Genomic DNA, 25,435 nt, shown 5'->3' on the forward strand with positions numbered 1-25,435 from the left:
AAGTCGCCCTGTCTGCTAACCGCCGACACCGTGCCTGAACAGGCGGCGAATCCGGTCGGGAAGACGACCGCCGACTCGGTCTGTTCGAAACGGGCGATCGTTTCAGCAAGCAACTGATGCCGATCGGTCCAGCCACAAACCAGCCCGCTGGCCTGGGCACCGACCGAATCAACGTGCATCGAGTTGGACGCCACAAACGAGGCCAAACCCAGGTAGTCATTGGAGCCGAAGTTGATCAATCGCCGGCCCGCTTCGTCGACCAAGTGGACACCGTCCAGCCGCCGCGGGTGCAACTGACGCATCCTTCCGCGGCGACGGAGTTCGGCTAACGTTTGATCAAAGTCATCCCACATCACGGCCTACGCTATCGGCGATTCAGTTCGTCTTTCCCTTGGCCACCATGTTACCCCAACTGTCGCGGAGCGGGACGATTCGGTTGAAGACCCGTTGTTTGTCCGTGGAGTCTGGATCGACGACGTAGTATCCCAGCCGTTCGAATTGAAACCGGTCCCCCGCCTCGGCGGTTTTGATTTCCGGTTCGGCAAACGCTTCGGTCACCGACAGCGAGTCCGGATTCAAATGGTCCAAGAACGTTTGTCCTTCGGCGGTTTGGTCGGGGTTCTCGACCGCGAACAGGCGGTCATAGTTGCGGACTTCGATGGGGATCGCGTGATCGGCACTGACCCAATGAATCGTGCCCTTGACCTTGCGTCCGGAGCTGTCTTGGCCTGATTTCGTTTCCGGATCGTAGGTACACAGGACCTCGATCACGTTCCCGTCGTCATCTTTGACGACATCGTGGCAGTCGATGATGTAGCCGCTTCGCAGCCGGACCGAGCCGCCTTTCTTGAGTCGGAAGAACTTGCGCGGTGCCTCTTCACGGAAATCATCCGCACCGATGTAAAGCGTCCCGCTGAACGGAACCGACCTTGTTCCGGCAGCATCGTCCTCGGGGTTGTTGATCGCGTCGACCATTTCGACCTTTCCTTCGGGCCAATTGGTGATCGTCAATTTGATCGGATCGAACACGACCATGCGTCGCGGCGCGACACGATTGAGATGTTCTCGGACGGCGTTCTCCAGACGCACCACATCGATCGTGCTGTTGAATTTCGCCACGCCGATATCGGCCGCAAAATTGCGAATCGATTCGGGCGTGTAGCCACGGCGGCGCAGGCCACTGATCGTCGGCATGCGGGGATCGTCCCAACCGTTGACGTGGTTTTCTTTGACCAGTTGCAACAGCTTGCGTTTGCTCATCACGGTGTACGTCATGTTCAACCGGGCAAATTCAATTTGTCGCGGGTGATGGATGCCCAGTGATTGGCAATACCAGTTGTAAAGCGGTCGATGGTTTTCAAATTCCAACGTGCAGATCGAGAACGTGATCCCTTCGATCGAATCGCTTTGTCCGTGTGCCCAGTCGTACATCGGGTAGATGCACCAGTCGTCGCCGGTGCGATGGTGGTGGGCGCGCATGATGCGATACATCACCGGATCACGCAGATTTAGATTCGGCGACGCCATATCGATTTTCGCCCGCAGCGTCCGGCTTCCGTCGGGGAACTCGCCTGCTTTCATCTTGCGAAACAGTTCCAGGTTTTCTGTGGCGCTGCGGTCACGGTAGGGGCTGTTCTTTCCCGGTTCGGTCAGCGTGCCGCGGTATTCTCGCGTCTGCTCGGCGTTTAAGTCACAGACGTAGGCGAGTCCCTCTTGAATCAGCTTTTCGGCCCATTCATAGAGTTGTCCGAAGTAGTCGCTGGCGTAGTGCAAGGAGTCCCATTGGAAGCCCAGCCAACGGACGTCGTCCATGATCGATTCGACGTATTCGGTTTCTTCCTTGGACGGGTTGGTGTCGTCGAAGCGAAGGTTGCAGGTGCCGCCGTAGGTGTTGGCCAGCCCGAAGTTCAGGCAGATGCTTTTGGCGTGGCCGATGTGCAGGTAGCCGTTCGGTTCGGGAGGGAACCGGGTGACCACGCCGTTCGCCTTGCCGGCGGCCAGATCCGCGTCGATCGCCTGCTCGATAAAGTGTTTGGTCGGGCGTGACGAATCGGCACTGGTCTCGCTGGAGCTGTCGGTCATGGCGTCGGCTTTGCGTTGGATGATAAAGCAGTTCTACGGGAAGACGACGTGCCACGACCGGTTCGGGTTCGTGCGCACGTCCACTGCCAGGATCAAACAACAAATCTGCCGAAAACGCAACGGCAGGATGCGACGGTCTGGACGGGCGGGACGCCCGGTCCGGTTGATCTCCGCAGGGCGTTAAATCGCCTCGGTGATCTCCGGTTCAGGCTTTTTGACCGAGCGGATGAAGTTGATCAAATGCCAGATGTCGTCTTTTTCGTACTCGCCGGGGACGAAGGTGGATGCCGGCATCGGGGTGCCTTCGATGCCTTGCAGAATCCGGCGATACAGGTCTTCGGCGGCTTCTCCGCCGCGAAACACGCCTTCGGAGAAATTACGCGGCAATGCGTTCTTCGGTGGCATCGCTCCCCGGGCCATCAAGGGGATCAGCGACTCGGTGTCTTCGGGTTTCAGCCCGGCCCGAGTCGTCCAGTCTTTGGTCCAGTCGTCGTAGTCTTTGTTCTGGCCGTCGCCGTAGCCTTTTTCGCCGTGACATTTGCTACACGAAGCGACTTTTCCGGTGAAAATTTCTTGCCCCCGTTTGATCGACGCGGCCAGCGCTTCGGCTTGGTCGCCCTTGGAGAGTTCGACGAACTCGGCGTAATTATCGGCCACGGGGATGTCGGCCGGCGGCTCGGGGACTTCGACCACGTCTTCTTCGGCGTCCAGCCAATCAAATGCGATGTCCTCGAGCATCTCGACCGCGATTTCCATCGACTCGTCAAAATTCTCCAATCGCTCGGCGAGCGCCGCCGCAGGAGCGTCCTCGGGTTCTCCGGCCTTTTCCCACGCTTCGATTTGTTTTTCGATTTGCTCGCGACCGCCGGCGGCCAGGGTTTCTCCGAGCTGGCGATCGATGATCCGGTCGCCACCTTCCAGGTCCAATTCAAAGATCGCGTCGTCGATCAGCGTCCGCTCCAGTTCCCCGCGGATCGACAGATAGATCACGTAGTCGACGAGCGCTTGGATGTCCGCTTCGCTCAGCCCAGGGATTTTCTTCATCGCCGTGCCTGCGATCCCATCACGGATCGCGCGGGCGAGGTCTTCGCGGACCGGTTTGGACCCCCGCTTGGTGGATTTGAATTTAAAAATCCCGTGCCGGTAATCTCGCGGATAGGGATCATAAAGGGCCGAACTTTCCCCGCGTCCGTTGCCGGTGACGCCGTGGCAGGTGACACAGTGTTTGCGATACAGCCCGCTGCCTTTGGCGTTCGGTCCGGCTGCTTTCTTGATTCGGTCCAGCGAGATCAAGTCGGCGAACTCGTCGTCCTGCAAAGTCTCGGGCAGGGTCGGTTCGTCCGGGGTGCCGAACATGCCGTCGATGATCCAGTTGGCGTCCTCGAGCGCCTGCTCCATCGGAATGCCTTCTTTGATCTGGTACTTCATCGCATGGACCAGATTCGGCTCGAACTCCGCCGGGTATTCGGTCGGTTGTCGGCTGCATCCGGCGAAGGCGATCGGGAGCAGGAGCAGGGCGGAAAGGATGTAGTTTTTCATGGGATTTCGACGGGGAACGTACGCGGGACAGGCCCGGGCGCTCGCGGCGAACCGTCTGATTCTGCGAGGAAATCAGCCGTTTCACGCGAGTCTACGGGCCAGCGATCCATCCTCGGTGGCTCGACGGAGTGGTGCAGGTTTGATCGGGATCCGGTTGCTCGGTGGTCGACCGGATCCTGTAACCTGCGCCATTTTGGGAACTGAATCAAGCTTCTGCGGCTTTTTTGCACGCGTTTTCGATCCGCTCGGCCACCTTCTCTTTACCGAGAATGGCCAGTGTATCAAACACGCCAAACCCGACGGCGGTTCCCGTCACGGCGACTCGGACGGCGTGAATGATCTGTCCGATCTGGATATCGGCGGTTTCACAGTAGCCTTTGAGCAGGGATTCCGCCTCCGCCGCATCGAACGACTCGGCCGCCAATACCACCTCACGAAAACCCGCCAACAGGTCGCAGGCGTCTGCCGGCTTGGTGATCCGTTTGGCGAAGGCTTTGGGGTCATACTCGATCGCATCGACGAAACAATAGTCGAAGTCGATGATGTCTCCGGCGACCTTCAGCCGATCCCCGGCGGCGGCGGCGACCGCGGCGAGTTTCGGGTCGTCGCTCGATTCAACCAGTCCCGCGGCGATCGCGAACGGAGCCACCGCCTGCAATCGAGCCTCGGCCGAGAGCGAGGCGAAGTGGTCGGCTTGAAACGCCATCAACTTTTGCGGGTCAAACGAGGCCGGTGATTTGGTGACGCGGGCCAACGAGAACAATTCGATCATCTCGTCGACGGAGAATTTTTCGCGTTCACCGTCCAGCGACCAACCCAGCAACAACAGATAATTCAACAACGCGTCGGCGGTGAAACCGATGTCGCGGTAGAAGTCGACGATCACGGGGTTGAAGGTCTCGTCATCGGTTTCCAGGTTGCAGCGTTGGGCGATCCGGTTGCCGTGCTCCAGCAAGTTCGCAAAGTCTTTGTTTTTGAGATACTTCTTCAGCTTGCGTTTACTCAGTTTGGCTGTCCCGCCCGGTTCGGCGACGTACGGCAGGTGGGCGTATTGCGGACGCGGGTAGCCGAGCGATTCGAGGATGAAAATTTGCCGCGGCGTGTTAGGCAGGTGTTCTTCGGCGCGGACGACGTGTGTGATCCCGAAGGCATGGTCGTCGATGACGCTGGCCAGGTGGTACAGCGGGCTGCCATCGGTCCGGGCGATCACATGGTCTTGTTCGGTCTCCCAAGCCACGGTCACCGTCCCGCGGACCAGGTCCTCGATCACGCAGTCGCCTTCACGCGGCATCTTCAAGCGAATGGTTGCTTGGCGACCTTCCGCTTCATAGGCCTTGGCTGCTTCATCGTCCGCCGCCATCCAACGCCGATCGTAGAAAAAGCGTTCGCCGCGTTTTTCGGCGGCGTCGCGCTCGGCCTTCAATTCCTCGGGCAACGCATAGTCGCGATAGGCGTGTCCGCTGGCGAGCAACTGGGCAACGGCGGCTTTGTGAAGATCGATGCGTTGGGATTGATAATAGGGACCGTTGGGGCCGCCCACCTCCGGGCCTTCATCCCAGTCGATGCCGAGCCACTTGAAACCCTCCAGGATCGGCTGCAGGGCTTCGGTCACGTTGCGTCCCGCGTCGGTGTCATCGATCCGCAGGATAAACTGCCCGCCGGATTGTTTGGCCAACAGCCAATTGAAGAGGGCCGTACGGACACCGCCGATGTGCAAGTAACCGGTCGGACTGGGCGCAAAACGGGTTCGAATCATGGGATTTGAATGGGAACGGGAGGACGGGAATGGCGACACGATATCAGCGCCCGCGGTTGAAACGAAGGGCGGCGCCGCGGTGCCCGATCCTAAGCCGCTCGGCCGGTGCGTTTGAGGTGCTTTCGCATCCGTCGCCGTTCCGCTTTGCTCATCGATTCCCAGTCGATGTCATCGGGATCGATGTCGTCGTCGAGGGCTTGCGTTTGATTGCCGCGCGACGGTTCCGCGGTCTGCGCGCTGCGTTGCTGTCGAGCGGCGGAGCTGAGCGGGCCCGAGCCGCGTGATGGGGAACCGGCACCGCGAGCGGGCGCGCGACCGGATGACTGGGGCTTGGAGCTGCCGTTTGTCGCTTCGGTCTCCGAGTCGTCCGACTCCTCGGCGTGAACGTTCTTGCGTCGCAGCAGCCCGCCGAACCATCCTTTCTTTTTCTCATGCGTCTCGGTCTCCGCGTCGTCGTCAGCGTCAGCCACCGGCTCGGCCGCGTCGCCGTCCTGGTCCGCGGAGTCCGCCAACGGTTGGGGTTTCAGCCGCAGAGAGAACCAGCCTTTCTTTTTCGCCGGGCGTTCGCTGTCCGCTTGGTCGTCGGAATCGTTTTCGGATTCGGCTGCCGATTCCTCCGCATCGTCGGTTGGCTCGGTCGAACGCGCCGCGCGAAGGCCGAACCAACGGCGCTTGGGTTTGGGTTGATCGGGGGCGTCGTCATCGGCGGCATCGTCATCGGCCCGGGACGAGTCGTCGGGCGTGGCGTCGTTGGAATCGGTAGCGGATGGGTTTTTCCCGCCGCGGCGTCTCAAGCGTGCGAACCAACCCGGCTTGTCCGGCCGCGCCGAATCGTTTTCATCGAGATCGGTCTCGACGTCTGTACTGTCATCATCGTTCTTAGCAACGGCGTCGGATTTCGCCGCCGGGGCAACCGCGGGGGAACGCCGGGGTGCGACGCTGGCGACCGCGGGACGTGGTGTGTCTTGCGGCTCAAAGAACTCCGACGGGAAGTCTTCCTCATCACGGTTGCGATGCTCGGCGACCCATTGGGCGAGGCGTTCGCGGAGCGACGGGGCCGCGGGGATGTTGCGGATCTGGCGGTACATGGACCGCAAATAAAGCGTCGCGGCGACCAGAAAGCAGGACCATGTCAGCATCGGCGCGGCAATCACCAGTGTCGCCTTGGCGGCCCCATCGACGACCACGATCTGCCAATGGGCCAGTTCTGAAAATCCGATCAGCACGGCCGAGACGATCATGGCAATCAACGCCGGGCGGCAAAGATAGACTTCGGCGATCAGTCGCATGGCAAGGATGATGCCGCCGACGTCCAGCACGATCCGCAACCAATTCGCCCCGGATAGCACCGCGCGATCGCCGACCAGAAGATCCAGCGACGCGCCCAGCCAACCGACCAGATCGACGGTCGCATGCACACTGGCCAACAGCAACACCACCAGCGTCAATTGCCACAATTGATAGTGGCCGCGATAGTCGTCGCGGCGGTGTCGGCGAAGCACGTAGATCAAACGGGTGGCACCGGCCGAAAGCAGCAGCAGCATCGTCGTCCACCAGGCGGCAAAGCTGTCCGGCCGATGGATCAGCAGGGGTCGGGCGAGATCGGCGCGATAGGCAAGAGTGGGCCAAGTGAACGCCGCGTGATGGAGCACCGTTAGCGCGATCGAGATCGCCACCACGATCACTGCGGACAAAACCATCGCCATTCGCGAGACCGGTACCAACGAAAACCAACGTCCGCGGAGATGTTGATGCACGCGCGACCCGAAGGGTTGGGCCGGCTGCCGTGCGGCACGCAGTTCCGCCGCCGCGCGACGCGTCGCCGGGGTGGAAGGGGTGTGGGGGGACACGTGCGAATGGTACAGCACGCGCCGCCGGCGATCCGTGGTGCGGCGAAGTTGGGACATGAAGGACGGGGGCGGTCGAGTCGATCGAAGGCGGCAGTAATGCTGGAGCCAGTAACGCTAGCAACGGCGTTGGCTGCTTCCAGCGGGAACGGGGAAATCGTCGCTCTGAGTTCCTACGAAAAACCGCCGGACCGGGTCAATCGGGTTCCCACGCCCGGCCCCCGGGAACGCATCAAAGATGTGTCGACAGCGATGCCCAGATGTGTCGACAACGATGCTCAGGGGGGGAGTGCCCAAAATCCCTTGCGGTCACCGACTTCAAAACTGCCCGACTGTGAACCCAGACCGCGAACCCAGACCGCGAACCCGGACGGGGGCACCAAGTGTCTCGCTGCCAGGCGGATCGGGCGTTTGAGGGTCGAAAGCCGCCGGCGGAGATGAAGGTTTCGCAAAAGTCGACGTTTCAGAGGGCGTTTGAGGCTCAATTGGGGGCCCATCCGCGCTGTCGGGTTGACTAGAATGTGAATGCTGATGTGGTTCATCAGAAGACAGTGCGGATTGCAACACGCAACATCATCCCGATCGTGTCACCCCGGCCGGCCGCTAGGCCTGCAACAAGTGCAAGGATTTCGCAGCGATGAGTCAGAGTTTGCTGGACAGTCACGTTTTGATCTTGAACCGATTTTACATGGCCATTCGGGTGGTCGATGTACGTCGAACGTTGACGCTGTTGTATCGCCAATGTGCCGAGGTGATCAGCCACGAGGCGGGCCAGTTCATCAGCTATGACTTTGACAGCTGGTGCGAGATGAGTCAGCTCAACGCGATCGAGAAGCAACCCGGCGATGACTTCATTCAAGCGGTCGGGTTTGAAATGCAAGTTCCGCGGATCGCTCGATTGACTCGTTTCGATCGGATGCCGATGCAGACGGTGCGTTTCAATCGCAAGAACCTGTTTGCCCGCGACGAACACACCTGCCAGTACTGCGGCAAGGACTATCCGACGCACAAGTTGAGCTTGGATCACGTCGTGCCGCGGAGCCAGGGAGGACCGACGACGTGGGAAAACATCGTGGCGTGTTGTTTGCGGTGCAACAGTCGCAAGGGCGGCCGAACACCCAAGCAGGCAGGCATGAAGCTGCGAACCAAGCCGGCCAAGCCACGGTTCAACCCGCTCGTCACGCATTCGGTCAATGACCCGCGTTACGATTGCTGGAAGACGTTTCTGCCGGCCGCCGGTTGAAATCGCTGCCGCATCAAAAAAAGCCTCGTCGGTGAATCACCGACGAGGCTCTTTGTTTGGCTGGGGGCCAAACATGGATCGTCCCAATCGCGATCAATCGTCTGCCAGAGGCTCTTTCTTTTCGGTGATGACCTCGCACTCTTCAGACTTTTGAGCGTTCAATTCGATGTAGCTCTTCCACTCCTCGGGCAGATTGTCTTCGTGGAAGATCGCCTCGACCGGACATTCGGGCACGCAGGCTTCGCAATCGATGCACTCTTCGGGGTGGATGTAAACCATTTGCTCGCCCTCGTAGAAGCATTCCACGGGGCAAACGACGACACAATCGGTGTATTTGCAACCCACGCAGGGTTCGGCGACGATATGAGTCATGTTCAAAAACCTTTCGTAACGGGAACCACTCAAGAATCAGCTCTTCGCCCAATATATCGGCCGGAGAAGCGATTGGCTGCACCCCAACCTGTGCAACGAGGCAGCGATCGGTCATTCTTCAAAGATTCTGACCAATACCTTCGACTCGCACCCTGGCCTGCCGTGTCCCAACCCACCCCCCAACAGCTCCGTGTCAAACCGGGACGACAGTTTCCTTTTCTCTCCCGACACCCCTGGGTGCATGCCCACGCGTTGATCAGCGACGGCAACCGGTTCAGTGACGGCGGCAACCTGGAGCGTGGGGACATCGTCGAGTTAGTGGACATGGACGGAAATTTTCTGGGCCGCGGATTGGTCAATCCCCACAGCCGTTTGCGGGTGCGTTTGTACACATATGAGAGCACCACGCCGATCAACGATGCACTTTGGATCGAGCGGATTGGCGCGGCGATCGGTCGGCGTCGGCTATCCCGGAAAGCGGAAGCCGACGAAGCCGAACGGCTGATTTTCAGCGAATCGGATCTGATCAGCGGTCTGATCGTGGACCGATACGCCGATTGTCTCGGCGTCCAATTTACCGCCGGGGCATTGATGAAATGGCGTCAGCCGATTCTCGATCACCTGCAGCAGGTGACGCAGTGCCGCCAGATCGTGGTCCGGGTGGATGAGAAAACTGCCAAGTATGAAGGGCTGGATCCCGAGCCGGGTACGCTGGCGATCGCGGGGGTGGAACTCAATGAGCCGGTCAAGTACCGCCAGAACGGACTCGATTTGACGGTCGACCTGGTCGGCGGCCAAAAAACCGGCGGCTACCTGGATCAGCGGCTCAATCACGAAGCGGCGGCGGGCTATTTGCGTGGAAAACGCGTCTTAGATGTGTGCTGCTACACCGGCGGGTTCGGATTGGTGGCGGCGCGACAGGGTGCGGAAAACGTGGTGGGCATCGACTCGAGTGCGTCGGCGATTGCGGCGGCCACCGAGTCGGCACAACGAAATGGGGTCTCCGATCGGATGTCGTTCTTGCAGGAAGATTGCTTTGACGCCCTCAAACGGCTCGGCGACGAGGGGCAAACCTTCGACGCCGTGGTTCTGGATCCCCCGCGTTTTGCCGGCTCGCGTCACCAGGTCGACCAAGCCTTGCGGGCCTACCGGCGGTTGAACAGTTTGGCCGTTGACTTGCTTCCCCCCGGTGGGATCCTGGTCACGTGCAGCTGCAGCGGTCGTGTTTCACGCAGCGAGTTTCTCAACATGCTGGTCGATGTGGGGCGTCGCCAGCGTCGCGACATCATCGTTTTGGAAAATCGAGGGCCGGCTCCGGATCACCCGCTGGCCGTCGGTTGCCCGGAAAGTGACTATTTAAAATGCGTGATCGCCCAGGTGGTCTAGAATTCTGGCAGACGCACGTCAAACAACCAGATATATTGATGCATCACGACAATCCTCTTTCTCGATCCTCTTCATCTCGGGGTCTGCCCATGTCGGGTGTGACGTTGAAAGTTCTTCACGGCGCCGATCGCGGCAAAGTCTTCGGCGATCTCATCCCACCGTTCACGGTGGGACGAGAAGAAGTCAATGACATCCAACTCAACGACGAGCGTGTCAGCCGTTGCCACTTCAAGATCCAGCGTGACAACGACCGATTGGTCCTGACGGATTTGGACAGCACCAACGGGACGAAGGTCAACGGAGTGGAATATCCGCTCAAAATCCTTCGCAGCGGTGACCTGATCTCGGTCGGTCGAAGCCTGATGCTGGTCGGATCCGAAGAGGAGATTGCGGCGCGTTTGGCGGCACTGGGCAGCGAAAACCCGACCATGTCGCGCGAGATGTCTTCGTCGGAGAGTTCCGTTGCACTCGAGTTGAGTCAGGAGAAATCGCCCTTCCAAATGGACATCGCGTCGGTCCGAGAAATCCCCTCGATCCCCGACAACTTGAGCCCGGGGCAAAAAGCACAACTGTGCGAGATTTTGGATTTCCTGCAGCACCGTCTCTGCAAATTGGTGGAGACGGCCAAGATCGACGAGTCCAGCCAATCGGTCACCTTGAAGCTGAGTTCCTGGCAACGACTGTTGGGTGTTCAAGCACGTCTGGGTGAAATGCATCGCAAGATCGCCGACCCCGATTGGAATGGCGAATGATTGCGGGACGCCCCTGATTCAGGCCCGCGGATGGTACTGCTGATGCACCCGTTTCAGTCGCGAGTGCTCGACGTGGGTGTAGATTTGCGTCGTCTGGATGCTGGCGTGGCCGAGCATCTCTTGCACTTGCCTCAGGTCCGCACCGCCGGCCAACAAGTGCGTGGCAAAACTGTGGCGCAGCGAGTGGGGACTAATGGCCGAATCGATGCCGACTCGTTTGGCGTAGTGCTTGACCAGACGCCAGAGTTGGATGCGATCGAGCGCCCGTCCGCTGCGTGATAGAAACAGTTCGTCCGGCGGGTGCGGTGGTTTGGCGGCCAGTTCGCCACGCAGTTCTTCGCAATAGCGTTCGATCGCCGCGATCGCTTGGCTGCCGATCGGGACCATCCGTTGCTTGCCGCCTTTGCCGGTGCACTTGAGATGTTTTTGGTCCAAGGAAAGATCGCGGACCCGCAGCGAGCAGACTTCGCTGGCACGGCATCCGGTCGCGTACAAGACTTCCAGCATCGCGATGTCGCGGAGCCAGAAGGCGTCGGACCGGCGCGGGGCGCGGAGAAACAAATCGACCTGCCGCTGCGACAGCACGCCCGGCATCCGCTGCCACATCTTTTGGGCTGCCAGCAATTCCGCCGGGTTTTCGCTGACTGTCCCTTCCAGTTGCAGGTACTTGAAGAACGTGCGAATGGCGACGACCGCGCGTGACACCGAAGCCGGCGCGAGGCCGGATTCGGACAGGGTGCCCATGAACTGCGTCAGGTCACCGACGCGAATCGAGTCCAGGCGTTTCTTTCCCACCCAGCCGATGAAACGGTTGAGATCCCGCCCGTAGGCTTCGATCGTGTTGTCGGCCAGGTGGCACTCACCGCGCAGATAGTTCAAAAACTCCTCGCGGATGGTGTCGGCCGAGTGCGACGGTTTTTCGGGCGGCCCCGACTCCTGCATCAATTGCAACTTGGTTCGTCGTTTGGCCACCGATTGATTTCATCCGATATCGGGGGAAGATTGATGTATGGTTTCCGTAATCTCTTGGTCGGCACACCACGTCGCCACATCCGTTGCCCTTAATGCCTGAAGTGGATTTCATGAATGTTTTGGTTGTCGGTGGTGCCGGTTACATCGGTTCGCACGCCGTTCGATTGCTCACCGAAGCTGGCCACCGGGTCACCGTCTACGACAATCTCTCGCGGGGGCACCGCCAGGCGGTGCCGGACGGCATGCTGGTCGAAGGCGAATTGGCCGACCGGGCAAAATTGACGGGCGTGTTGAAAGACAAACAGATCGACGCCGTGATGCACTTTGCTGCCTTTGCGTTGGTCAATGAATCGGTCAATGATCCCGCCCTGTACTATCGCAACAACGTCGTCGCGGCGATCGAATTGCTTGACGCGATGCGCGAAGCCGACGTCAAGAAAATCGTCTTCAGCAGCACGACGGCGACCTACGGCGAACCCGACACGATTCCGATCGCTGAAACGACGCTTCAGCAGCCCATCAATCCCTACGGATTTACCAAGCTGGTCTTCGAGCAGGCGCTTGCCGATTACGCCGCGGCGTACGGGTTCGGCTACGCGGCACTCCGCTACTTCAACGCCGCCGGTGCGCGGCCGGACGGGTCGATCGGCGAAGACCACACCCCGGAATCGCATCTGATCCCGATCGTCTTGCAAGTGGCGCTCGGCCAACGCGACGCGATCACCGTGTTCGGCGACGACTACCCGACACCCGATGGCACCTGCGTCCGCGATTACATCCACGTCGACGATCTCGGTGCGGCTCACCTGGTCGCGCTGGAAAAACTGCAGCCCGGCAAAGGCATCTGCGTCAACCTGGGGACGGGCCGGGGCACCAGCGTCCGCGAAATCATCCAGGCCTGCCGCGAGGTCACCGGCCATCCGATCCCCGAAGTGATGGGAGCCCGCCGCGCCGGCGACCCGCCGGAACTGGTTGCCGACGCGAGTCTGGCGGCGGAGTTGCTGGGTTGGAAAACCCAGTACAACGATGTCAAAAGCATCGTGGAAACCGCCTGGAAGTGGCACCAAAGCCACCCGAACGGCTATTCCGACGCTTTGCACTAGAATTTTGGGCTCTCGCGACCGCAAATTTCGTTCGCCAAGGGAGGCGCGGTCCACAGACACGCCGATTGCTTCGTCAACTTGACGCAACAGGAGATTCAGCAACCGTTGGTGTCTAGCCTTGAGGCGATTCCCGGTCGCTGCGTCGCAGCGACAGTGGGCGGCTGAAGCCTGCACACCAACACTCATGCCTGTGTCATTCGTACCTGACCCCGTTTCCGCTCGACAGACGCAACCCAAACATTCAAAGCCGACAACGAACTACCTTTCTGGTCCCGCAACGGTCGCAAGAACGCGACTGACGCCCCGCCGACTACTTTAATGAAGATGAAACGAATCATCCCCCTCGCGACGCGTTGCGTCCTGCTGCTCGCCACGTTCATGGTCGATCTGGTTGCCGGCGGGGTGATCGGTGGGGGAACAGCCCATGCGGTCGAATTGGATCGACGTCAAAAAGCGATCGTGTCGACCATCGGTGCGACGATCAACCGGGCCGGGAAGGCTTACTTCGAAGGCAAGTACGATTCGTCGGGCAACGAGATTCGCAAGGCGCTCGAGCAGGTCGAACGCGCGGTCGACCTGGGGAGCCCCGAGCTGTACGACGCCATTGTCGTGCACATCGACAAGATCTCGCGGGCTCACGCGATGTTGGAATTGGAAGGGATCTCACTGCCGCCGTTTCGACGTCCGCCGCGTCCGACCGGGACGGCGTCGACTCCGATGGCGTCGTCCGATCCGCCCGATCCGAATTCACCCGATCCCAACACGCCCGGCACTCCGCCATCGGGCACCCTGGTCAGCTTCACCAAAGATGTGGCGCCGATCTTGAGCAGCAAATGTGGTCGTTGTCACATCAGCGAACGCCGCGGTGGATTTAGCACGTCCAGCTACACCGCGTTGATGCAAGGGCCACCCGAAGGCGTCGTCGTGTTCGCCGGTGACGTCATCGGCAGCCGGCTGATCGAAACGATCGAAACAGGCGACATGCCGCGCGGCGGCGCCAAGGTCAGCGCGGCCGAACTGGATACGTTGAAAACATGGATCACCCAAGGCGCCAAATTTGATGGCAACGATCCGAATCAAATGCTCGCCGCCGCCAATACGCCCGCCCCGGCGATGGAAACCAAGCCGCCGGTGATCACGCAAGCGACAGGCAACGAAACGGTTAGCTTTTCCTTCGATATCGCACCGCTGCTGGTCGAGCATTGCGGCGGCTGCCACATCGACGCCATGCAGGTCCGCGGCGGATTGAGAATGGACACGTTTGTGCAAATGATGCGCGGCGGTGACAGCGGGGCGGTCATCACGCCGGGGCGTGGCGAAGCGAGTCTGTTGGTCAAGAAACTGCGCGGGACCGCGACCGACGGCGAACGGATGCCGGCCGGTGGGCGGCCACCGCTGAGCGACGATTCGATCGCGTTGATTTCCAAATGGATCGACGAAGGCGCGACCCTCGATGCGAACCAATCGCAGCCGATCAAAGTGATCAGCAAACTCGCCTGGGCCTCACGCGCCTCGAGTGCCGAGATGTCCGCCAAGCGAGCCGAATTGGCCGATCGAAATTATAAATTGGCCAACTCATCGACCGCGCTGACCGAATACCAAACCGACCACTTCCGCGTCGTCGGTTCCGGTTCGCAGCAGACCTTGGAAGTGGTCGGCCGGGCGGCAGAAAAACATCTCAAAATCGCCAAGTCGGTCGCGCGACCGGCGTCAGCGACGGCCGCCGAAGATTATTTCCACGGCCGCGCGACGATCTTTGTTTTGCCACGCCGCTATGACTACAGCGAGTTTGCCAAGATGGTCGAGCAACGCAGCGTGCCGAGCGATTGGTCGGCCCACTGGCAGTACGACGGGATCGACGCCTACGCCGCTACCGTGGCGTCGGAAACCGAGGACGAAGAGGCCATTGAATCTCGACTTCTGGCGCCGATCGTGAGCCTGGCGGTGGCCAGCCGCGGCAGCGATGTCCCACGCTGGTTCGCCGAAGGGATCGGTTCGGCCACCGCGATGCAACAGAACGCCAAGAGCCGTAGCGAGAAAGAAAAATTGCGGGTGTTGGCTGGTGAAGCAGCATCGGCGGTCAAAGATGCCAAGGCCTTCTTGGACAACAAGCTCACGCCCGAGCAAGCGGACTCGTTCGGGACCGCCTTGGCGATGTCGATGTTGGACCGCGGCCGCCGCAAAATGCTCGATGCCACGTTCCGATTGCTCGATGACGGCAAATCGTTCAACGATGCCTTCGTCGGCGGGTTCGGCGTCACGCCCACCATCTACATCGACCAGCTGCTCCAGTTCAGACGCTAGTGCTCCGGCTAGAGTTAGGGGTGCCGCTGAAAAGGGGTCAGGTACCAAAAATGCGAAGCACCCTACGGGCTATTTAGTTTTTGGTACCTGACCCCTTTTCCGCTCGACCCGTGGGGTAAGCGTTCAGCGTGCCATCGGCTAAGCTTGCAAGCTTTCAGCTTACCCCGCGATCCATTTCAGTCATGAACCCGAGTCCCGAACAAGTCAAAGCGAGCGAGTCCGCCGTCCGCGCCGCCGGTGACCGCACGATCGAGCAATATCAGAACTGGATGCAGACCAACGCGGCGGCCCATTTGATGCGCGCGGCGCGACAATCGGGGCTGACCGCTCGGTTGCGTGAAAAGCAACACACGCTCGAAGAACTTTGCGAATCCCTGTCGCTGCAGCGCGAGACCACCGCACTGTTGCTCGATGCCTTGGTGGCGATCGGGTTCGTCGAGCAGTACGGGGAAGATTTCGCGCTGGCCAGGGCCGGGCATCTGCTTTGCCAATACGATGACGATTTGGGCGACCGCCGCTGGGAAGGTCTCGTTGACCGATTGAGCGACCCCGAAACCGCGTCGTCCGCCGACGCCGCGGAATACCGTGCTCGCAACGCCGCGACCCAGTGGATTCACACCGCCGCGGCGATGCAGGCGGCCGAAATCCTGGACATCGGCGGCCCAGACGCCTCCCCCGGCACGAAGATCTTGGACTTGGGTTGCGGGTCGGCCGTGTGGAGTTGCGCGATGGCGCACCGGGACGCCGAGGCGAGTGTTGTGGCCGTCGATGAACCGGCGGCGTTGCAGGCGGCGCGACGCACGGCCGAGTCGATCGGGCTGGGCGATCGCTTCAAAACCATTCAAAGCGATCCGCTGGCTGTCACCGTGGGCGAGCAACAGTTTGAACTCGTCGTGTTGGCCCAAATGCTGTCCGGTTATTCGGACGATCAAGCCGCCGGCCTGTTGGAAAAAGCAACGGCGGCCCTGAAACCGGGCGGTCGGATCGCGGTGCCGGACTTTTACATCGGACCGGGGCGGGCTGGGTTGAAAGAATCGCTGGGGCGATTGTCGATCCACCTGGCGACCCCGCAGGGCCGGGTCCGCGATTTGCGCGAGTGCCAGGCCATGTTTCAGGCTGCCGGGTTGGGGGGAATACAATTCACGTACTTGGCCGCCAGCGAAGCCGGACTGGGGATGATGGTGGCCGAAAAAGCGTAGCGAGAGTGCAGGGAGCTGGTGCGTTGATGCGGTCTGCCGAGTCCGTCGGCGGTCGATCCAGGCGGGCGATCGGCGTTACTTTGTCCCCGAGTCGCCCTTTTTTTTAATCGTGGATTGACGAAACCGACTCAGAATTTCTACGATGCTGAGCCAAATTTGATTCGAAATCAACACCATACTTACCCCCCCAAGCAGCAATGGCTGTCCCCAAGCGAAAACACAGCAACAGTCGAACCGGCAAACGCCGCAGCCACGATCGCGTCAAGAAACGCCAAATTGCGTATTGCCCGCAGTGCAGCAGTTCGGTGCCGACGCACACGATTTGCCCCAAATGCGGCTATTACCAAGGGCGTACCGTTGTCGAGCCGGTTGACGAGTAATCGTCCGGCGTGATGGGACGATTCTTTTCGACGCTTTCCGCCGTGCCGTGTTGCCGGGTGTCGTTTGTGGCACCGGCATGAGGTTGTTCGGCGGTTTTCTTTTTTAGCGGCTGTTATCAATGGACGTAAATTCCGCCGGAATTCTGTTTCCGGGTCAGGGGGCACAGGGCGTCGGCATGGGTCGATGGCTGTGCGAAACCTATCCGATCGCCAACGAGACGTTCGCCGAAGCGGGTGAGGTTCTCGGCTACGATCTCACCGATCTGTGCCAGAACGGCCCGTCCGAGAAACTCGATGCGACCGAATTTTGTCAGCCCGCCTTGTTCACCGTCGGCATCGCCGCGGCCCGGGTGTTGGCAGCGGAGCATCCCGAGCGGGTCGAACGGATCAGCGCCAGTGCCGGGCTGAGCCTCGGTGAATACACCGCGGTTTGCTTTGCCGGTGGGCTGGAATTTGCCGACGGATTGAAATTGGTCCAACGCCGCGGCCAGGCGATGCAATCGGCTTCCGACGCCGTCCGAAGCGGGATGGCCAGCGTGATCGGGATGGAGCTGGAAAAGCTGCAAGCCCTGTGCGACGAGGTGCGGCAAGACGAGGAGGTCCTGCGTCCGGCGAACCTGCTGTGCCCGGGCAACATCGCGGTTTCCGGCCACCTGACGGCCATCGAGCGTTTGCAGCCCGCCGCGGTCGAGGCCGGAGCGATGAAGGTGGTGCCGTTGTCGGTTGCCGGCGCGTTCCACACCTCGCTGATGGCGCCGGCGGTCGAGTCGCTCAAGCAAGCCCTGGCAGAGATCCCCCTTTGCGACACCCGCATTCCCGTCTACAGCAACGTCGACGGGGCGCCGCATCAATCGGCCGATGAGATCCGCGACCTGCTCAGTCGCCAAGTCACCGAGCCGGTGATGTGGGAGGCGAGTATTCGCCGCATGATCGCCGATGGAATCGAAGGGTTTCTCGAAGCCGGCACCGGTCGCGTGCTGCGAGGAACGCTGAAGCGGATTCAGCGTAAGATCCCGACCGATGGATTTGGCGACCAGTAGAGCGTTTCCAGGAACATGCAATCGTCAGACCGATTGCCCCGTCTTCCCGACTCCCAAGATTTTCCCCGAACGAGAAACATGGAACTGACACTCAAAGCCGATCTGTCCGGCCAAGTCGCGATTGTCACCGGCGCGTCGCAAGGATTGGGTAAAGCCGTCGCGGTAGCGCTGGCGATGAACGGCGCCACGGTCGCCTGCATGGCCCGCAACGCGGAAAAACTGGCGGCGACGGTCGCGGAAATCGAAGCCGTCGGCGGCAAGGGCATCGCCTTGGCCTGTGACGTGACCGACCGTGCAGCGACCGCCGCGGCGATCGAAGGCGTGGCCAAGGAGCACGGCCGGCTGGACATTCTGGTCAACAACGCCGGCATCACACGCGACAAGACGATGCGTGGGATGAGCGACGAAGAATGGGACAGCGTGATCGCGACCAACCTGACCAGCTGTTTTGTCTGCTGCCGGGCCGCTGCGGGGATCATGCGAAAGAAAAAATATGGCCGAATCATCAACATGGCCAGCATCTCGGGGCTGATCGGCAACCAGGGCCAAGCCAACTATTCGGCCAGCAAGGCCGGGATGATCGGCATGACCCGAACGATGAGCAAAGAATTGGTCAATCGCGGTGTCACGGTCAATGCGGTGGCCCCGGGCTTCATCGCCAGCGACATGACCGACGCGATTCCCGCCGGGATTTTGGACGAAGTGATCAAAACAATTCCCGCCAAACGCATCGGAAACCCCGAAGATGTCGCTGCCGCGGTGCTGTTTCTCGCTTCCCCGGCCGCCGGATATATTTCTGGCCAGACGATCGTCGTCGACGGGGGAATCACCGGATAGCGAGTCGATCGGCCCCGTAGCGGGTGCCGCAGCGACTTTCGGCCACCTTAGCCGACTGAAAACCTTCGCGAGATGGTGAGTCGGGAATCCCGGCATATTGACGCCTTTTGCTTGTTTCCCCTATCTTTTCGGCGAATCAACGAAGCGTCTCCGGGCTCCAAACCCTGCCGTCTCGTTCCTCCCTACAGATGAGGGGCGTTTCGTTCCCTCGATAACTTCCCTTGCAGATCAAACCATTGGAGATTGCTTATGGCTACCGTCGAAGAGCGCGTGGTCGATATCGTTGCTGAACAACTTGGTGTCGAGAAAGACAAGATCAGCCGCGAAACGTCCTTCGTCAACGACCTGGGTGCCGATTCGTTGGATACCGTCGAACTAGTGATGGAGCTTGAAGAGGAATTCAACATTAGCATTCCTGACGAAGCTGCTGAAAAGATCCAAAAGGTCGGCGAGGCGGTGGACTTCATCGAGAATGCCAAAGGCGAAGACGCCTGATTCGTCCCTCGTTCGAACCACCTTATTCAATCGCATTGCCGCCTCATGGTCTTGTGGTGATCCGGCTCCAGCAGCCGCTTGCCGATCATTGTGGGCGGCATTTTTTTCATTCGGACCTCTCGAACCTCTGATTCGTCACGTTCGCAGCTTTGATCAATTGAACGCATCGCCAAGGCATCACGATGACCCAGGGTTCATCACACACCGTGTCACAACCACAGATTTTCCGAGGTGATCGCCGTGTGGTCATCACAGGCATCGGCGCCGTCACTCCGCTCGCTCTGGAAGTCCCCAAAATGTGGGACCGATTGATCGCCGGGGAAAGCGGCGTCGGCAAGATCGAGTTGCTCGACACGTCCGAGTACAAAGTTCATTTCGCCGGTGAAGTCTGGAACTTCACGCTCGACGGTGTGGCCGATCCGCGTGAAGCGAAACGACTCGATCGCTTCACCCAGTTCGCCGTCCACGCCGGCCACCAAGCGATTCAGGATTCGGGCATCGATTTTGAATCCGTCGACCGCACCCGCTGCGGCGTCATCCTGGGCAGCGGCATCGGCGGGCTGATCGAAATCGAAAACCAGATCGAACGCATGCTGACCAAAGGCCCCTCCCGGGTCAGTCCCTTCACCGTGCCCAAGATGATGGTCAATGCCGCCGGTGGGAATATCTCCATCACCTACGGGCTCAAAGGCCCCAACTATGCCGTCGCCACCGCCTGTGCCAGTGCGACCAACGCGATGGGCGATGCGCTCCGCAGTATCCGGCTCAACGAAACCGATCTGGTCATCACCGGTGGCAGCGAAGCGGCGTTGACCCGGATGGGCCTGGCCGCGTTCCAAAACATGAAGGCCCTCTCGACGCGAAACGAGGAACCGACCAAGGCCAGCCGGCCGTTTGATGCCGATCGCGATGGTTTCGTGCTCGGCGAAGGCGCCGGGGTGTTGGTCTTTGAGGAACTCGAACACGCCAAGAAGCGTGGGGCAAAGATCTACGGCGAAGTCCTCGGATACGGAACCACCAGCGACGCCGGGCATATCACCGCGCCCGACGCCGATGGGATCGGTGCCGCTGCCGCGATGACCGCCGCCCTTGCCGATGCCAGGATCGATCCGGCAAACGTGGACTACATCAACGCCCACGGCACCAGTACCCCGCTGGGCGACAAAGCCGAAACCACCGCCATCAAACGCGTCTTCGGCGATGCCGCCTATCAGACCAGCGTCAGCAGCACCAAGTCCGCACTGGGACACTCGCTCGGTGCCAGCGGTGGAGTCGAGGCCGTGATTCTATGTAAAACCATCGAATCCGAAGTCATCCCGCCGACCATCAATCTGGAAACGCCCGATCCCGACTGCGATCTCGACTACACCCCCAACGAGGCCAAGTCACGCGCCGTCAAAGTCGCGATGAGCAATAGCTTCGGATTCGGTGGACACAACGCCTGCATCGTTGTTGGTCGGTTCGACGGCTGACGCGGCAAACGTCGTCCGCCGCGGCAAGCCGCTCCCTAAAACACCGCGTCGGCTGGTACGCTATTGCCATGCCACCTCTCAAACCGCCAAACGCGACCCATCCGCCCGAGCGGGGAAACATCCTCGATCGTGACGAGTACATCGAACAGGCCCACCTGTTCGAATTGCTGCACGAACAGGCCGGGGGTAAGTTTCCGATCCAGGACTTGCTCGAACAGCTGCGTCACGAAGTCTTGGCGACCACACGGTTGCCGATGGCGATGGAGTACTTGCTGACCGAGGTCAAACACTCCGGATTGCTGGGTCCGGCGATGCGACAGCTGGCCCACTACTTCACCCCGTTCCAAACCTATTTGGTCGACCAGAGTGAATCGGACACCGGCCGGTTCATGATGAACACCGCCTTCAAAGTCATGCAGGCCGAAGCGGAGTACCGTGTCGAAAAAGCCAATCCGGCCGGAATGTTCTTCTTTCAGTTCGAGGTCCTGTGCCGAAATCGACTCTCCTACGATCGCGGATTGACGGCGATGAGCGGCGATCCGATCTATGACGACGGTTGGAGCAAGTGGATCCTCGGCCTCCGCGCCCAAATCGGTCTGATCGACTTTGCCGACCTCGTCTTCCTGGTCAGCGAGGACTACCGCAACAAACTCAAAGCGGCCGGTAAACCTGTCGACGACAAGGGCCCATTCCTGTTTGGCGAAAAGGAAGGCCGGATCGCGCTGGCCAATCGCCGCAAGGATCCGCTGTACCTGTTCAGCGCCCTGCAGCGACACCTCGGCTATCCCGCCGTTCCCAAGCCCGCTCCGGCGGACGAGACCCAGGATCTGATTCCCCAGATGGCTCGGCGAATCGAGCGGCTGGAGGCCCGGATCCAACTGATGGAAGAGGAACGCCGGGCGTCGCTGGATATCACCAAGTTCTACGAGCAAAACAAGCACCGCTTGAAGCTTCCAGAGTGAACATGCGCGCAGGGTGATGGCGGGTCAACTAGAATGGCTCTGGGGTGAATCGGACGGTCCTGCGCCGCACCAGCCGCGGACGGACGCGAGCGCTCTGGCCAGAGCACTGCAGACGGCAACACCATGGCGCATCGATGAGCGAAGACGACATCACCCAGCCGACCAACGCGTCTCAAACCCCTTCCAGACTCGACGATCAGGTCGTCACCAGTGACTACTCTTTGGAATCGGCCCGGCAACATGCGTCCGAAGAGGAACTGACAAGGATCGAAGAGTTTTCCGTCTTGGGGTTTCTGGGCAAGGGCGGTTTCGGAACGGTCTATCGCGCCTATGACGGCTTGCTGCAACGTGAGGTCGCGCTCAAGGTCCCGCATCAACGCCTGGTCAATCAATCCGATCTCGCCGCGGCGTATCTGCGTGAAGCCCGCGCGATGGCCAGCTTGGACCATCCCCATATCGTGCCCGTGTATCGGGCCGCCGCGACGCAACAGGTCGCCTGCTATCTGGTCACCAAACTGATCCACGGTTGTCCCTTCGGCCAGTGGCTTCGGCGAAAACGTCCCTCCTATCGACAGCTTGCCGACGTCCTTCGCCACGTCGCCGACGCGCTTGCCTACGCCCATTCCCGCGGCATCGTCCATCGCGACATCAAACCGGGCAATATCCTGATCGACGAAGAGGATTGTCCGTATGTCGTCGATTTCGGTTTAGCATTGCGCGACGTCGAGCGTGAAGGCCGCAGCGCCTACGTCGGAACGCCGGCCTACATGAGTCCGGAACAGGCGCGGGGTGAAGGCCACCGGGTCGACGGGCGCTCGGACATTTTTTCCCTCGGCACGGTGTTGTATCAATCGCTGACCGACAGCAAACCGTTCAAAGGCGAAGACCGCGACAGCCTGTTTCAAGAGATCATCTATCACGATCCGGTCGACCCTCGTGAAATCGAGTCCGAGGTGCCGGCGGAACTCGCGCGGATCTGTCTCAAGTCGCTTTCGAAGTCCGTTCACGACCGCTACGCCAGTTGTGAACTGTTGGTCGAGGACTTGGCACACTTTGTCGAATCGATCGACGGCGAGTCGTCCACGTCCATCGCGTCGGCTCCGTCGGCGTTTGGTCCGGGCGCAACTCAGGCAGACAGTCACCGCCAGCGCCGCACCCTGCCCAAAGGACTTCGCCCGTTTGATTTGCGAGATGCCGAGCACTACTTGGAATTGTTGCCCGGACCCTATGACCGCGACGGCTTGCCGGACATTGTGCGATTTTGGTTGGCGCGGATCGAGTCGAACGATGCGTCCAGAGCCGTCCCGGTCGGACTGATCTATGGACCCAGCGGGTGCGGAAAAACGTCGCTGGTCCGGGCCGGTATCATGCCGCGATTGGGCAGTCCGTGCACGAGCATTTATCTGCAAGCGACTCCCGAATCAACCGAGTCGGCCCTGGCCGGTGCGATCCGATCGAAATTCGGCGATGCCCGTTTTGGATCGGTCACGGATCTGGCGGACCTGATTGCCGCTCTCCGCCGCGGCAATCAACCCAAGGTCGTGATTTTCATCGATCAGTTCGAACAGTGGCTGTTCTCCCATCCCGACATCGAACGCGAATCGTTGACCGCCGCGCTGCGACAGTGCGATGGCGTACAGGTGCAATGCATCTTGATGGTGCGCGACGACTTTTGGCTCGGCATTTCACGATTGATGCAAGCGATCGATCTGCCGATCGCCGAGAACGAAAACGCGACGCTGTTGGATCTGTTTGATACCCGCCATGCCCGTCATGTGCTGGCACTGTTCGGCGCCGCGCACGAGCGATTACCTGATTCACAGACTCATTTCAGTCCACGTCAAAATCAATTCCTGGATTCGGCGATCCGTTACCTGGCCAGTGACGGTCGCGTGATCTGTGTCCAGTTGGCGCTGTTGACCGAAATGCTCAAACATCGCAACTGGGAAACCAGCTCGTCGCTGTTCAAAGACGGCGGCACCGGGATCGGGGTCCGGTTCTTGGACGAGACCTTCGACAATGAGCGTTCGCCGCGGCGGATCCGGTTGTTCGCCGAAGGCGCCGAGCATGTTCTCCGCGCCCTGTTGCCCGAATCGGGGTCGAGTATCAAAGGCGCCGTGCGGAGCGAGCAGGAACTGATGGAAGCGACCGGCTACCGCGACAAAGCCGCGTTCCGTCGACTGATCGCTGTGCTCGATGGTGAACTGCATCTGATCACCCCGACCGACCGGACCGAAGAAGACAGCTTTAGCAGCGAATCGTCGACTAGCCAGATCGGCACGACCGGCTATCAGCTGACGCATGATTTCTTGATTGCGCCCATCCGTCACTGGGTCGAATTGCGAAACCGCACCACCAAAGCCGGCAAGGCGCGATTGCGGCTGGATGAATTCACCGAACTGTACCGTGCTCGTCCGCTGCCCCAAGCGTTGCCGACGCTCAGCGAATACCTTGCCGTTCGTCGACACATCCCGCCATCGACCTATACCGGACCGCAGTTGAGGATGATGAACGCCGCCCGACAGCGCCATCTCGGTCGGCTCGGGGCGTGGTTGCTGGTCGTCGGATTGTTGTTGGCCGTCAGCTGGGGCGGCTACGCGTTCGTGTTCAACCAGATTCGACAGCGGGACAGTCAAGCGGCGCTGACCCGCCTGGTCGACGCCGAGCTTTCCGAAGCGATCCCGTTGGCCACAGCGCTGCGCGAAGATGCATGGATTCGAGCCCAGGCGTCGACACTCGTTGCCGATCCAAATTCCAGGCCATCGGTTCGTGTCCGCGCGGCCCTGGTCAATGCAGACCGAGACGTCGTCGCGGCAGAAACATTGACCAGGCACGCGCTGACCGCGCCGGTCGACGAGGTCGTCCAGATCGCGCGGAACATCGTTCCCTTGATGAACTCCACCAACGAGCTGGCGGTCGGCCTGTGGCGAGACCAGACCGCGACGCGCGGGGAATTGCTTCGCGCGGCCTGTCTGATCGCCAACGACCCCGGCAGCATCGGTGGCTTCGATGATCCGGACGATCAAGCGGTATTGGTGCAGTTGCTGCTGGCCGAAAATCCGGTCTGGTCGAAGAGCTGGGGGCTGGGATTTTCGCCGCTGGCGGAGACGTTGCTGCCGCGGCTTGCCAAACACTTGTCGGATCCGCAGCGGGAGCAGCCTTCGTTGACCGCCGTCAATTTGGTGCGTCAGTTCGCCGAAACGGATTTCCACTTGCTCGCCGACCTGGTCCGCTCCGCCCACGCCTCTGAATTCAATTTGCTGTTGGAAACGATGGAAGCGGATCCGGATCGGGCTCGTGATGCGCTGCGGCGGCAGTGGGATCAGATCAGTCAGGCCGAGGCCGAGGTGATTGATGTCACTCGTCCCTGGGGGTCGCCCTGGTGGATCGCCGGTGATCGTGATCGAGTCGATTTGACACCCGACCCGGCAATCGACGACGCCCTCTTGGTTCAGTTGGACTCCTTTCAATCGGTGATCGGCCCGCACGCGATCGTGGCCCACCAGGTCCCTCGCGATGGTCTGGCCGGACTCGCCACCGAACTCGCCGACAGCGGCTATCGAATCGGACATCTCGCCGTCTATCGTCACGAGGCGCAGCGCTATTGTTTTGTCCTGTTCACGAGAGACTCGTTGGAGTCGAAGTATGCGTTGGATCTCTCAGCCGATCAGGTGCGCGCCCTCAATCGCGACCA

Annotated in this window: 19 protein-coding genes and 1 pseudogene; 13 read left to right on the forward strand and 7 right to left on the reverse strand. The window is 60.5% G+C overall.

Features of this window, described 5'->3' with window-relative positions:
* The 5 genes and pseudogenes from ABX749_RS00455 to ABX749_RS00475 form a co-directional block, all read right to left on the reverse strand.
* Positions 1-353, reverse strand: a pseudogene (locus tag ABX749_RS00455) (8-amino-7-oxononanoate synthase); the annotation flags it as partial.
* A 22-nt stretch (positions 354-375) separates the two neighbouring features.
* A complete protein-coding gene (locus tag ABX749_RS00460; RefSeq protein ID WP_372894287.1) occupies positions 376-2,082 on the reverse strand; it encodes a glutamine--tRNA ligase/YqeY domain fusion protein in 1,707 nt (568 codons plus the stop codon).
* A gap of 180 nt (positions 2,083-2,262) precedes the next feature.
* Complete coding sequence (locus ABX749_RS00465; protein ID WP_372894288.1) at positions 2,263-3,621, reverse strand: cytochrome c; 1,359 nt, start codon at positions 3,619-3,621, stop codon at positions 2,263-2,265.
* A 205-nt stretch (positions 3,622-3,826) separates the two neighbouring features.
* Positions 3,827-5,377 carry a glutamate--tRNA ligase gene (gltX, locus tag ABX749_RS00470; protein ID WP_372894289.1) on the reverse strand — a complete coding sequence of 517 codons (1,551 nt, stop codon included), beginning with the start codon at positions 5,375-5,377 and terminating at the stop codon, positions 3,827-3,829.
* An 89-nt stretch (positions 5,378-5,466) separates the two neighbouring features.
* Complete coding sequence (locus ABX749_RS00475) at positions 5,467-7,245, reverse strand: hypothetical protein (RefSeq protein WP_372894290.1); 1,779 nt, start codon at positions 7,243-7,245, stop codon at positions 5,467-5,469.
* A 616-nt stretch (positions 7,246-7,861) separates the two neighbouring features.
* Between ABX749_RS00475 and ABX749_RS00480 the strand changes: the two genes are divergently transcribed.
* Positions 7,862-8,467, forward strand: coding sequence for an HNH endonuclease (locus ABX749_RS00480; protein ID WP_145221089.1), 606 nt, complete (start codon positions 7,862-7,864; stop codon positions 8,465-8,467).
* Positions 8,468-8,560: 93 nt separating this feature from the next.
* Here the strand turns inward: ABX749_RS00480 and ABX749_RS00485 are convergent, their stop codons facing one another.
* The gene (locus tag ABX749_RS00485; RefSeq protein WP_095739652.1) at positions 8,561-8,839 is read right to left on the reverse strand and encodes a ferredoxin family protein; all 279 of its coding nucleotides are present in this window, start codon (positions 8,837-8,839) and stop codon (positions 8,561-8,563) included.
* 162 nt (positions 8,840-9,001) lie between these two features.
* Between ABX749_RS00485 and ABX749_RS00490 the strand changes: the two genes are divergently transcribed.
* Positions 9,002-10,225 (forward strand): class I SAM-dependent rRNA methyltransferase, encoded by a 1,224-nt coding sequence (locus tag ABX749_RS00490; protein ID WP_372894291.1) that lies wholly within the window; start codon positions 9,002-9,004, stop codon positions 10,223-10,225.
* A gap of 98 nt (positions 10,226-10,323) precedes the next feature.
* Positions 10,324-10,977: an FHA domain-containing protein gene (locus ABX749_RS00495; RefSeq protein WP_372894299.1), complete on the forward strand. Its 654-nt coding sequence runs from the start codon at positions 10,324-10,326 to the stop codon at positions 10,975-10,977.
* Between the two features lie 18 nt (positions 10,978-10,995).
* Here ABX749_RS00495 and xerD read toward each other — a convergent pair whose 3' ends face one another.
* Positions 10,996-11,949 carry a site-specific tyrosine recombinase XerD gene (gene xerD / locus ABX749_RS00500; RefSeq protein ID WP_095739649.1) on the reverse strand — a complete coding sequence of 318 codons (954 nt, stop codon included), beginning with the start codon at positions 11,947-11,949 and terminating at the stop codon, positions 10,996-10,998.
* Positions 11,950-12,059: 110 nt separating this feature from the next.
* Here xerD and galE point away from each other — a divergent pair, with 110 nt between their 5' ends.
* The 10 genes from galE to ABX749_RS00550 form a co-directional block, all read left to right on the forward strand.
* Positions 12,060-13,052, forward strand: coding sequence for a UDP-glucose 4-epimerase GalE (galE, locus tag ABX749_RS00505; protein WP_372894292.1), 993 nt, complete (start codon positions 12,060-12,062; stop codon positions 13,050-13,052).
* Between the two features lie 324 nt (positions 13,053-13,376).
* Positions 13,377-15,356 (forward strand): c-type cytochrome domain-containing protein, encoded by a 1,980-nt coding sequence (locus ABX749_RS00510; protein WP_372894293.1) that lies wholly within the window; start codon positions 13,377-13,379, stop codon positions 15,354-15,356.
* Between the two features lie 182 nt (positions 15,357-15,538).
* Entirely contained in the window at positions 15,539-16,555 is a 1,017-nt protein-coding gene (locus tag ABX749_RS00515) for a methyltransferase domain-containing protein (RefSeq protein ID WP_372894294.1), read from the forward strand.
* A gap of 197 nt (positions 16,556-16,752) precedes the next feature.
* Positions 16,753-16,935 carry a 50S ribosomal protein L32 gene (gene rpmF / locus ABX749_RS00520; RefSeq protein ID WP_095739644.1) on the forward strand — a complete coding sequence of 61 codons (183 nt, stop codon included), beginning with the start codon at positions 16,753-16,755 and terminating at the stop codon, positions 16,933-16,935.
* Positions 16,936-17,054: 119 nt separating this feature from the next.
* On the forward strand, positions 17,055-17,975 hold the full coding sequence (gene fabD / locus ABX749_RS00525; RefSeq protein WP_372894295.1) for an ACP S-malonyltransferase: 921 nt from the start codon (positions 17,055-17,057) through the stop codon (positions 17,973-17,975).
* Positions 17,976-18,053: 78 nt separating this feature from the next.
* Entirely contained in the window at positions 18,054-18,812 is a 759-nt protein-coding gene (gene fabG, locus ABX749_RS00530) for a 3-oxoacyl-[acyl-carrier-protein] reductase (RefSeq protein ID WP_145221067.1), read from the forward strand.
* Positions 18,813-19,061: 249 nt separating this feature from the next.
* Positions 19,062-19,307 (forward strand): acyl carrier protein, encoded by a 246-nt coding sequence (locus tag ABX749_RS00535; protein ID WP_095739641.1) that lies wholly within the window; start codon positions 19,062-19,064, stop codon positions 19,305-19,307.
* A gap of 182 nt (positions 19,308-19,489) precedes the next feature.
* Positions 19,490-20,779, forward strand: coding sequence for a beta-ketoacyl-ACP synthase II (gene fabF / locus ABX749_RS00540; RefSeq protein WP_372894296.1), 1,290 nt, complete (start codon positions 19,490-19,492; stop codon positions 20,777-20,779).
* 68 nt (positions 20,780-20,847) lie between these two features.
* Positions 20,848-21,741 carry a hypothetical protein gene (locus ABX749_RS00545; RefSeq protein ID WP_372894297.1) on the forward strand — a complete coding sequence of 298 codons (894 nt, stop codon included), beginning with the start codon at positions 20,848-20,850 and terminating at the stop codon, positions 21,739-21,741.
* A gap of 134 nt (positions 21,742-21,875) precedes the next feature.
* A partial coding sequence (locus tag ABX749_RS00550) for a serine/threonine-protein kinase (protein WP_372894298.1) occupies positions 21,876-25,435 on the forward strand: 3,560 nt, incomplete at its 3' end.

It is taken from the genome of Stieleria sp. (assembly GCF_041595215.1).
Taxonomy (GTDB): Bacteria; Planctomycetota; Planctomycetia; order Pirellulales; family Pirellulaceae; genus Stieleria; species Stieleria magnilauensis.

Excerpts from the sequence above, each read along its gene's own strand:
- fabF (WP_372894296.1), top strand. The coding sequence starts at position 19,490 with ATGACCCAGGGTTCATCACACACCGTGTCACAACCACAGATTTTCCGA.
- ABX749_RS00510 (WP_372894293.1), top strand. The coding sequence starts at position 13,377 with ATGAAACGAATCATCCCCCTCGCGACGCGTTGCGTCCTGCTGCTCGCC.
- ABX749_RS00535 (WP_095739641.1), top strand. The coding sequence starts at position 19,062 with ATGGCTACCGTCGAAGAGCGCGTGGTCGATATCGTTGCTGAACAACTT.
- ABX749_RS00545 (WP_372894297.1), top strand. The coding sequence starts at position 20,848 with ATGCCACCTCTCAAACCGCCAAACGCGACCCATCCGCCCGAGCGGGGA.
- galE (WP_372894292.1), top strand. The coding sequence starts at position 12,060 with ATGAATGTTTTGGTTGTCGGTGGTGCCGGTTACATCGGTTCGCACGCC.
- fabD (WP_372894295.1), top strand. The coding sequence starts at position 17,055 with ATGGACGTAAATTCCGCCGGAATTCTGTTTCCGGGTCAGGGGGCACAG.
- ABX749_RS00480 (WP_145221089.1), top strand. The coding sequence starts at position 7,862 with ATGAGTCAGAGTTTGCTGGACAGTCACGTTTTGATCTTGAACCGATTT.
- ABX749_RS00485 (WP_095739652.1), bottom strand. The coding sequence starts at position 8,839 with ATGACTCATATCGTCGCCGAACCCTGCGTGGGTTGCAAATACACCGAT.
- ABX749_RS00465 (WP_372894288.1), bottom strand. The coding sequence starts at position 3,621 with ATGAAAAACTACATCCTTTCCGCCCTGCTCCTGCTCCCGATCGCCTTC.
- ABX749_RS00460 (WP_372894287.1), bottom strand. The coding sequence starts at position 2,082 with ATGACCGACAGCTCCAGCGAGACCAGTGCCGATTCGTCACGCCCGACC.
- rpmF (WP_095739644.1), top strand. The coding sequence starts at position 16,753 with ATGGCTGTCCCCAAGCGAAAACACAGCAACAGTCGAACCGGCAAACGC.
- gltX (WP_372894289.1), bottom strand. The coding sequence starts at position 5,377 with ATGATTCGAACCCGTTTTGCGCCCAGTCCGACCGGTTACTTGCACATC.
- ABX749_RS00515 (WP_372894294.1), top strand. The coding sequence starts at position 15,539 with ATGAACCCGAGTCCCGAACAAGTCAAAGCGAGCGAGTCCGCCGTCCGC.
- fabG (WP_145221067.1), top strand. The coding sequence starts at position 18,054 with ATGGAACTGACACTCAAAGCCGATCTGTCCGGCCAAGTCGCGATTGTC.